General features: G+C 71.7%; 8 protein-coding genes. 7 read left to right on the top strand and 1 reads right to left on the bottom strand.

Annotated elements, in window-relative coordinates:
• Nucleotides 1-162: 162 nt before the first annotated feature.
• Complete coding sequence (locus tag Q1N79_RS03060) at nucleotides 163-1,725, top strand: DUF5719 family protein (protein WP_300604017.1); 1,563 nt, start codon at nucleotides 163-165, stop codon at nucleotides 1,723-1,725.
• An 18-nt stretch (nucleotides 1,726-1,743) separates the two neighbouring features.
• Here Q1N79_RS03060 and Q1N79_RS03055 read toward each other — a convergent pair whose 3' ends face one another.
• Nucleotides 1,744-2,124 carry a metallopeptidase family protein gene (locus Q1N79_RS03055; protein ID WP_367185023.1) on the bottom strand — a complete coding sequence of 127 codons (381 nt, stop codon included), beginning with the start codon at nucleotides 2,122-2,124 and terminating at the stop codon, nucleotides 1,744-1,746.
• A 217-nt stretch (nucleotides 2,125-2,341) separates the two neighbouring features.
• Here Q1N79_RS03055 and Q1N79_RS03050 point away from each other — a divergent pair, with 217 nt between their 5' ends.
• The 6 genes from Q1N79_RS03050 (at nucleotide 2,342) to Q1N79_RS03025 (ending at nucleotide 7,087) form a co-directional block, all read left to right on the top strand.
• A complete protein-coding gene (locus tag Q1N79_RS03050) occupies nucleotides 2,342-2,494 on the top strand; it encodes a hypothetical protein (protein ID WP_300604014.1) in 153 nt (50 codons plus the stop codon).
• Entirely contained in the window at nucleotides 2,488-2,934 is a 447-nt protein-coding gene (locus tag Q1N79_RS03045; protein WP_300604024.1) for a DUF3499 domain-containing protein, read from the top strand. The genes Q1N79_RS03050 and Q1N79_RS03045 overlap by 7 nt, the downstream gene beginning before the upstream one ends.
• A gap of 129 nt (nucleotides 2,935-3,063) precedes the next feature.
• Nucleotides 3,064-4,416, top strand: coding sequence for a phosphomannomutase/phosphoglucomutase (locus Q1N79_RS03040; RefSeq protein WP_300604020.1), 1,353 nt, complete (start codon nucleotides 3,064-3,066; stop codon nucleotides 4,414-4,416).
• A gap of 166 nt (nucleotides 4,417-4,582) precedes the next feature.
• Nucleotides 4,583-4,774 (top strand): Trm112 family protein, encoded by a 192-nt coding sequence (locus Q1N79_RS03035; protein WP_300604011.1) that lies wholly within the window; start codon nucleotides 4,583-4,585, stop codon nucleotides 4,772-4,774.
• Nucleotides 4,771-5,985 carry an SIS domain-containing protein gene (locus Q1N79_RS03030; protein ID WP_300604008.1) on the top strand — a complete coding sequence of 405 codons (1,215 nt, stop codon included), beginning with the start codon at nucleotides 4,771-4,773 and terminating at the stop codon, nucleotides 5,983-5,985. Before Q1N79_RS03035 ends, Q1N79_RS03030 begins: the two co-directional genes overlap by 4 nt.
• Nucleotides 5,986-5,992: 7 nt before the next feature.
• The gene (locus tag Q1N79_RS03025) at nucleotides 5,993-7,087 is read left to right on the top strand and encodes a cation diffusion facilitator family transporter (protein ID WP_367185022.1); all 1,095 of its coding nucleotides are present in this window, start codon (nucleotides 5,993-5,995) and stop codon (nucleotides 7,085-7,087) included.
• Nucleotides 7,088-7,530: the final 443 nt, after the last annotated feature.

The following is a 7,530-nucleotide window of genomic DNA, read 5'->3' as shown; positions in this document are numbered from 1 at the left end:
TGAGCGGCAGCCGGGCCAGGACCAGGCGTGGCAGACCGGCCCGCGCGCGGCGGCGCGGGCGGCTGACCCGGTGCGCGCCGCGCCGCCGGAGCGGCATTCACACCGGGCAGGCAGGCACGGGCGTCCCCGCAGGCGCGGGCCCACCTCTGACGGAGAGTCCTGATGCGCCGCCTTGGCCTGCTCGGCGCGGTTCTCCTCGTGCTCGCCGCCGTCTACGTGGCGGCCTGGCGCACCGAGCCTGGCCCTGCCCGGACATCCGCCCAGTCGGCGGCACGGAGTGTCGCCGTGACCGCCATCACCCGGTCCTGCCCCCCGCCAGGCCCGGACACCGGCACCGCGCACATCGCGACGATCTCCGTGCCGTCACAGGCCCAGGCGGCCAAGGCCAGCCCGGCCTCCACCGGGTCGGTCACGCTGACCGCCGTCCCGGCCACGCCGACCGTGACCAAGCGCCAGCCCGCCGCGAAGTCCACGCCGACCGCGACCTCGACGCCGACGGCCGCCGCGACCACCTCGCATTCCGCACGCCAGGCGCACGCCGCCGCGGCGGCACAGTCCGTGACGATGTCCGCACCGGGCACGCAGGCGACGGTGGCGGCGCCGGCGGCGGACCTCTTCGGCGGCACCGCGGTCACGGCGACCGGCCAGATGGCGGAGGGCTTTGCGGCGGAGCAGGCCACGGCCTCGGGCATGGGCACGGTGAGCTGCGCGTACCCGAGTTCGGACATGTGGTTCGTCGGCACAGGGGCGGCGGCCGGGGCCCCGGACATCCGGCTGTACCTGACGAACACAGGCGACATGGCGGCCAGCGTTGACGTGACCATCCTCACCGACGCTGGCCTGCAGAACGTGCTGAACAACGGGATCACCGTCGCCCCGCACCAGTTCGTCGTGGAGAAGATAGCCCCGCTCGTGACCGGCTCGGTCGCGCTCGCGCTGCACGTCCAGACCAGTTCGGGACAGGTAGCGGCCGCGGTCTGGGAGGGCGGCGGCTCAGGCGGCAGCTGGCTGCCCCAGGCGGCCGCCCCGTCGACCCAGCTGGTGATACCCGGCCTGACGGTGGCCAGCAGCGCCGCGCGGCTGTTCGTGACGGTGCCCGGCGCGACCGACGCCCAGGTGAAGGTCCTCGCGTTCACCGTTCAGGGCAAGTTCCCGCAGTTCGGTTCGACCCCGGTCGACGCCCCGGCAGGCGCGACGGTCTCGTTCCCGCTCACGTCGCTTGGCGCGTCGGCCGCGGGGCTCGAGCTGACCTCCAACGTGCCGATCACGGCGGCCGTGCTGGTTCCCGGCGAGGGCATCGGCTCGTTCACCACCGCGGTCGCGCCGGTTACCGAGCAGGGCGTGGTGGCCGGGAACCCGGCCACGGCCGGCCTCACGGTGGGCTTGCTGCTCACCGCTCCCGCCGCCGCCGTGCGCGCGAACATCGCCGTCATCCCGTCCGTTGGTGCCGGGTCAGCGGGTGCCGTCGGCACGCAGCAGCTGGCGACGGTACAGGCCGGCCACACTGCCGCGGTGACCGTGTCGGGGCCGAAGGGCAGCCGGCAGCCGTTCGCGATCGTGATCACGCCGCTTGCTGGTTCCGGCCCGCTCTACGCCGCGCGCGTGGTCACCGCTGGCACGGGCGGGCTGTCCGCGACCGTCGTCTCGCTGCTGCCGGTGCCGAGCGCGCTCACCGTGATCACCCTGCCGCCGGCCGAGGACTCGTACTCGGCCATCTTGCCGTAGCCGGCCAGCCGGCGCGGCTCAGTCGAAGCCCTCGCGGTAGCCCGGGTCGATCGACTCCGGGTCCAGCCCGAGAACCTGGGCAAACTCCTCGACCACGACGTCGAAGATGAGGTCGCTGAGCTCGTCGTCGTCCTCGGCCCTGGCGAGCAGCGGGCGGCGGTACACCACGATGCGGGCAGCCGTGGCCGGGCGGGCAGGGTCTTGCGGGTCAGCCGAACCGGGCACCATCCGCGCCAGCGGCAGCGGGCCGCTGTCGTCGGCCAGTTCGTCCGGCTCGGGGACTTCCTGGACGGCGAACTCGACGCCCGCGAGCTCGGTCTCCCAGCGCGGCTCGAGCCGGGCGACCGCGTCCAGCACCATGTCGTCGAACTGCTGTGACCGGGTGCGGTACAGCGGCACGTCCGGCGGTACAAGGCGCCCGCGCAGGCCGCGCCCCCTGCGGTCTCGCCGCCGGATACTCCGTCCGCGAACCGAGCCGTCCTCACCGCCGTACACAGTCACTGAGCGTATCGCCGATGGGCAGCCAGCGGGTACCGTCAGGCCAGACAAAACGACACGATCGTGAACGGGGCCGGGTGATGGCGTAACCGGCTCCGGATAGGTACCGTCAGCCGATGTGAGCGACGAAAAATCCGCACCCGCGGCCTGGGGGGCGGCCCTGGCGGGGCACGCCGACGACGCTCACCCGGCCATGGCTTTTGCGCGTGCTCGCGAAGATCGCGCTGCTATCGTGGCCAATAACGATCTGGTGAGCGAGGTGGGCTGGTGAATTCCCGTTGCTGCTCACGCACCGCGTGCAAACAGCCTCCGGTCTACACGCTCACATACGTGTACCGCGACTCCACGGCCGTGCTCGGTCCGCTGGCGGCCTATGTAGAGCCGCACTGTTACGACCTGTGCGAGAAGCACGCCGACAGGCTGGTCGTGCCGCGCGGCTGGGATGTCGTCCATCTGCCGGCGGACCCAGCCCGGGAGCGGGCCAACGACCTCGAGGCGCTGGCGAACGTCGTCCGCGAGGCGGACCGCCTCGGGTCGGCCGGCCGTCCCGAGCCCGCCCGCGCCGAGCTGCCCACCGCCGCGCCGCACTCGCCGTCGCCTGCCGGTTCCCCGCGCCCCGCCCTCGCCGAGCCGGTAGGCCAGGGCGTCGAGGTAGGCCGCCGCGGGCACCTGCGCGTGCTGCGCTCCGCTCCGAGCGCCCCCGAGGCCTAGCCCGCGCGTCAGCGGCGAAACCGGGCACCGCGTCATCCCGGCCGGCCGCCGCGGCCATGCCCATGCGGCGTGACCGATAGGTTGATCCTGGGAAAGTTCCTAGCCGACGGGATCAGGAAGCGAGCCGACGTGAGCGATCTTGACAAGATCTTCAAGGCGTACGACATCAGGGGGGTAGTACCTGACGAGCTGGACGAGAGCGTGGCCGAGGCGGTCGGCGGGGCGTTCGTAAGGCTCACCGGCGCCAAGACACTCGTCACGCTGCACGACATGCGGACCACCTCGCAGCCGCTCGCCGAGGCGCTCGGCCGGGGCGCCGCGGCGCAGGGTGCGGACGTGATCCACGGCGGCCTCGGCTCCACTGACATGGTGTACTACGCCAGCGGGTCGCTGGAGACACCGGGGGCGATGATCACCGCGAGTCACAATCCCGCCAGGTACAACGGAATCAAGCTCTGCCGGGCTGGCGCGAAGCCTGTCGGCATCGAGACGGGCCTGGTGCAGCTGAAGGAGACGGTCGCCAGCGGCGTCCCTGCCTATGACGGCGACCCCGGCACGATCAGCAGCACGGACCTGCTGCCCGGTTACGCCGAGTACCTGAAGAAGCTGGTCGACCTTTCCGGGATCCGCCCGCTGAAGGTCGTCGTTGACGCGGGCAACGGGATGGCGGGCCACACGGTGCCGCAGGTCTTCGAGGGGCTGCCGATCACGCTGGTCCCGCTCTACTTCGAGCTCGACGGCACGTTCCCCAACCACGAGGCCAACCCGATCGACCCCAAGAACCTGTGGGACCTGCAGAATGCCGTCACCGAGAACCAGGCGGACATCGGCCTGGCCTTCGACGGCGACGCCGACCGGTGCTTCGTGGTGGACGAGCGCGGCCAGATCGTCAGCCCGTCGGTGCTGACCGCGCTGATCGCCGCCCGCGAGCTCGCCCGCGAGCCGGGAGCGACGGTCATCCACAACCTCATCACCTCCCGCGCGGTGCCCGAACTCATCGTGGAGCACGGCGGCACGCCCGTGCGGACCCGCGTCGGCCACTCGTTCATCAAGGCGACGATGGCGGAGACGAACGCGGTGTTCGGCGGTGAGCACTCGGGCCACTTCTATTTCAGGGACTTCTGGTTCGCCGACTCCGGCATGCTCGCGGCACTGCACGTGCTTGCCGCGCTCGGCCACGACGAGCGCCCGCTGTCGGCCCTGCTCAGCGAGTTCTCGCGGTACTGCGCGAGCGGCGAGATCAACAGCGAGGTGCATGATCAGGCCGCCGCGACCGCCAAGGTCCGCGACGTTTACTCAGCACGAGCCGGGGTGCGGTTCGACGAGCTAGACGGACTGACGGTCGCGGGCAGCGACTGGTGGTTCAACCTCCGGCCCTCCAACACCGAGCCGCTGCTGCGGCTCAACGTCGAGGCGAGCAGCGAGGCGGGCATGGCCGGCCTTCGCGACGAAGTGCTCGGCCTGGTCAGAGGACATGATTAGTCTCGGGGGGGCGACCCCCCGCACCCCCCGGCTGTTTCCTCCCTGGGGGACCATCCCCCCGGACCCCCCTGGTCTTGACGGCGCACTTGACTCTCGGGTCCCTGCGGCCCCAATTCCACCAGGCCCCGGCTGCCGGGCTCCGCACGGCACGTAGGAGTGTGTACCCATGGAACTTGATGACTGGCTGCTGGAAATCATCGTCTGCCCGAAGTGCCGTGCCGGGCTGCTGGTCGACGACGCGGCGAGCGAGCTGGTGTGCACCGGATGCGGGCTGGCCTATCCGGTCCGTGACAATATCCCGGTGCTGCTGATCGACGAGGCGCGGCAGGCGGAGAGCCAGCCGGGCGGCGCGGGGTGAACACCCCGCACGCGGGCGTCGCGCTTGCCGCGTTCCGGCTTGACGACCCCGAGCTTGTCGAGTCGGGCGACCCGGGCGGGATGCTGCGGCAGGTCGCGTCGTCCGCGGCCCAGGTCCGAACCGCGCTGCGCGCCTGCGAAGAAGCCGACCTTTCCGCGCTGCTGCAGGGCAGGCGGCCGCGGGCGATCGTCACGGCCGGGGCGGGCGGTTCCGTGTTCGCCGGCGACGTGCTCGCCGCGATCAGCGGGCCTGGCTCACCGGTACAGGTCACCGGCGTGTCCGGGTACCAGCTGCCGGGCTGGGTAGGCGCCGCCGACCTCGTGATCGCGGTGTCCCGCTCCGGGCACACCGCCGAGGTGCTCGCACTCGCCGCCGACGCCGCGCGGCGCGGCTGCGAGCTGGCCGCGGTCGGCGCGCCCGGTTCGCCGCTGCAGCAGCTGGCCCTGGCCGCGCGGGGTGCCTTCGTTCCGGTGACCTCCGGCGGCCCGGCCAGGTGCACGCCGTGGGCGCTGGCCATCCCGCTGCTGGTGATCGCGTCGCGGCTCGGCGTCGCCCGGGTCGAGCCGGACGTCTACGAGTCAGCCGCGGCGGCGATGGAGGACATCTCGCATCAGTGCCGACCGTCCAGCGAGTCGTTCGTGAACCCAGGGAAATCGCTCGCGCTGGACCTGGTCGGGACGCTGCCGCTGATCTGGGGCGGGTCGCCGCTTGCGACGGTCGCGGCGCGCCGGTTCGCCTCCCAGCTGGCCGCGAACGCGAAGTACCCGTCGCTCCCCGGTGTGCTTCCTGACGCGGGCCACGACCAGGTGGCCGCCTTCGACGGGCCGTTCGCGCCCGCGCCCGAGCCGGATTTCCCCGCGGCGGAGAACTTCGACGACGCGTCCTTCGGCGAGCTTTCCCCCGCGGACGTCGGCGAGCTCGCCGACGGGCAGGAAAACCCGGCGTTGCTGCGGCTCGTGCTGCTTGCCGACCAGGGCGGGGAGCACTCCGCGGTGACGCGGGCGCGACAGGGAGCGGCGGCACTGGCCGCGGCGCGGGGCATCGAGGTGTCCGAGATCGCGATGGAGGGCACCGAGCCGCTGCTGCGCCTGGCCGGGATCGTTCAGCTCCTTGACTACGCGTCGGTTTACCTGGGGATCGCCTGCGGGATCGACCCGCTGGCGATCGCGGCGATTAAGGATCTGCGGGATCTCACGGAACCCCCGGTGTAGTTCGCCGATGAAGGCTGTCATCGCCGCGCTCGCCGCCAACTTGGGTATCGCCATCGCGAAGTTCATCGCGTTCCTGCTCACGGGGTCCGCGTCGCTGCTCGCGGAGTCCGTGCACTCGGTCGCTGACACGGGCAACGAGGTGCTGCTGCTGATCGGCAGCGGCAGGTCGCGACGCGCCAGGACGGAGTTGCACCCGTTCGGGTTCGGCCGGGAGCGCTACTTCTACGCGTTCGTGGTGGCGGTCCTGCTGTTCACCGTCGGCGCGGTCTTCTCTATCTACGACGGGGTGCACAAGATCCTCAGCCCCGAGGCCGTGCGCTCGCCGGCGGTCGCGTTCGTGGTGCTCGCCCTCTGCGCCGTGTTCGAGTCGTTCTCGCTGCGGACGGCGATTCGCGAGGCGAACAGGGAACGCTCGGGGCGCAGCTGGCGGTCGTTCGTGCACCGGACCAAGGCGCCGGAGCTTCCCGTCGTGCTCATGGAGGACCTGGCCGCGCTGCTCGGTCTGACGTTCGCCTTCCTTGGCGTGCTGCTGGCCGTGCTGACCGGCTCCGGGGTGTGGGACGGCGCCGGCTCGGTCGCGGTCGGGGTGCTGCTGGCGTGCGCCGCGTTCGTCGTCGGGTACGAGACGAAGAGCCTGCTGATCGGGGAGTCGGCGAACGCCGAGGTGTCCTCGTCGATCGTGGCCGCGCTCGAGCAGGGACCGGAAGGCTTCCGCGTGATACACCTGCGAACCTCGCACGTCGGCCCCGATTCGCTGCTGGTCGCGGCCAAGGTCGCGGTACCCGCTTCGCTGCCCGCCGGCGCCCTGGCGGCCAGGATCGACGCCGCGGAGCAGCGGGTGCGGGCCGCGGTGCCGATCGCCGAGACCATCTACCTGGAGCCGGACATCTACGTGCCGGCCCGCGAGGACGTCACCGACCCGTCGATCCAGGTCGTCCGGCGCAGCCGCGCCGGCCGCTCACCCCGCCGCGGCAGCGCCGCGGGCGGCGCCACGCCCGCTCCGTCCGGTCCGCCCGTGGCGTCCGCCCCGCCCGGCCCGTCCGCGCCAGGATTCCCCGACGGTGAGCCGCCGGCGGCGGGCAGCCCCCCGACATCGACGTAGGATACGACCGGCTCATTTTCGCGGGCGATTTGTCCCATTCGGGCTGCGTTTCGTATCCTAAGTCACCGTCCTAGCCGAGTGGCCGCCCGAAATGAGTGGCTTGTCCAGTTTCAGGTCGGCAGTTACGACTCCTCCCCGCGCGCAGCCGATCGCGGTCGTTTCCCTAGCGCCACAGGAGTCCCAGAAATGTTACTTTGCACACTTTATGCATGGACATTCCGGACATTTTGCCCGCCAAAGTAGTCACGGAGTGCTTGGTGTCAAGCGGCTAGCGCAACGGGCGGCCGGGCCAGGGAAGACATGCGGCGGCTTCGCCGCCGCTCATTTTCCGGGGTTTGCCGGGGGGTGCCCGGACTTGACAAGGGAACCCTCGCGGCGGCCCTGACCGGGCTATTGCGGGCAGGCCAGAGGGCTTGCCCGGTTCGCGGGCCAGCGTACGGGCC

Source organism: Trebonia sp. (genome assembly GCF_030042015.1).
In the GTDB taxonomy this organism is placed as follows: Bacteria; Actinomycetota; Actinomycetes; order Streptosporangiales; family Streptosporangiaceae; genus Trebonia.
This window is presented reverse-complemented; position numbering and strand designations above follow the sequence as displayed.